Source organism: Niveispirillum sp. KHB5.9, assembly GCF_048066115.1.
In the GTDB taxonomy this organism is placed as follows: Bacteria; Pseudomonadota; Alphaproteobacteria; order Azospirillales; family Azospirillaceae; genus Niveispirillum.
Genome location: NZ_JBLTYX010000059.1, coordinates 1 through 1,754, shown reverse-complemented (window position 1 = coordinate 1,754; position 1,754 = coordinate 1). Strand labels below are relative to the sequence as shown.

The 1,754-nt window shown below is 63.2% G+C and carries 1 protein-coding gene; it reads left to right on the top strand.

Translation table 11 applies throughout. The features are described from left to right. Window positions 1-1,441, top strand: a 1,441-nt coding sequence (locus ACM9HJ_RS30905; protein WP_416575654.1) for a type I restriction-modification enzyme R subunit C-terminal domain-containing protein, incomplete at its 5' end; no start/stop codon positions are given. Window positions 1,442-1,754: the final 313 nt, after the last annotated feature.

Here is a 1,754-nt window from a genome sequence, read left to right as displayed (position 1 = left end):
AAAGGGTGAGCAGGTCGATCTGCTGAACATTGCGGACGGCACGATTTCCACGACCATTGCGCCGGATGAGTTCAGCTTTGAGGTGGAGCAGTTCAACCGCCGGGTCATCACCCGTGAGTTTAACCGCACTGTCGCCAAGGCCCTGGCCAGCTACATCGACCCCACCCTGCCCGACAAGACCCTGATCTTCGCGGTCAGCGACGGCCATGCCGACATGGTGGTCGAAGAGGTGAAGAAGGCGTTCGAGGAAGCCTATGGCGATATTGACGACGCGGATGTCAGGAAGATCACCGGCAGCGTGGACCGGCCCTTGGCATTGACCCTGTCCTTCCGCAACGACCCACAGCCCAAGATCGCCGTCACGGTTGATCTGCTGACCACCGGCGTTGATATCCCCCGGATCACCAATCTGGTGTTCCTGCGCCGGGTCAATAGCCGCATCCTGTATGAACAGATGCTGGGCCGGGCCACCCGCCGCTGTGACGAGATCGGCAAGGACTTCTTCCGTATCTTTGACGCCGTGGACCTCTATGCCAGCCTGGAATCTATGACCGACATGAAGCCGGTCGGCGTGGAACCCAAGCTGTCCTTCACCAAGCTGCTGGATGAGCTGACCGGCGTCACCAGCGACCAGCACCGGGAAACCATCCGCCAGCAGCTTGAAAGCAAGCTGAAGCGCCGGGCCAAACTGCTGACCGATGGCGCCCTGCGCATCTATGAGCAGGAGGCGGGCGAGCCGCTGCACACCACGATGCAGCGTCTGTCCGATGCCCGCCCGGCCGATCTGGCCGACTGGTTCCGCGCCCGTCCGCGCCTTGGCCCCATTCTGGATTGGCGGCCCGACCGGCCCGGTGCCCCGATACCGATTTCGGAACATGCCGACGATCTGGTCTCCATCAGCCACGGCTATGGCAAGGATGGCAAGCTGACCCGGCCAGAGGATTACCTGGACAGCTTCGCCGCCTGGGTGAAAGACAATGTGAACAAGGTGACGGCGCTCAACATCGTCGTCACCCGTCCCCGCGACCTGACACGCGAAGACCTGCGGCAGATCAAGCTGATCCTGGATGAAGGGGCCTTTACCGAGGCGGCATTGCACCGCGCCTGGGAACAGGCGAAGTCGGAGGATATTGCCGCATCGGTCATCGGCTATATCCGTCAGGCAGCACTGGGCGACCCGCTGCGCCCCTATGCCGACCGTGTGCGCGACGCCATGGCCCGTATCCTGAAAAGTCAGACCTGGACCCCGGTTCAGCAACGCTGGCTGAAACGCATCGGCGAGGATGTGGCCAAGGAAATCATCGTTGACCGCGATTTCCTGGATTCCGGTCAGTACAAGGCGGATGTCGGCGGCTTTGACCGGCTGAACAAGCTGTTCGGCGGCAAGCTGGATTCGGTGCTGGGCGACATCCGCGAGGGCGTATGGCAGCAGGTGGCGTGATTGACCGGTCGGGCAGGCTGACGCCGCCGCTGCCGTGCCCGCACTGCCGGGCGCTCTACCCGATGCGTATCCGGTCCTGGCAGGGGCGGATTTGCCAATGCCGTCCCGATTGCGAGGCGGAAAGTGCCAAGGCCAGGGTCTGTTGCACCCACTGCGGGCAGGTCCAGCCACTGGGCTATGATAATGAAGGATCGGCAGCTTTGATGGACACCTGGATCGGCCCCGGCGGCGCGTGGCGGGTTCAATCCTGGCCGGAGGATGGGGGCGGCTGGGCTGTCGCTATCGAGGATCCGCCCGACGCCGGTTTCGGTCC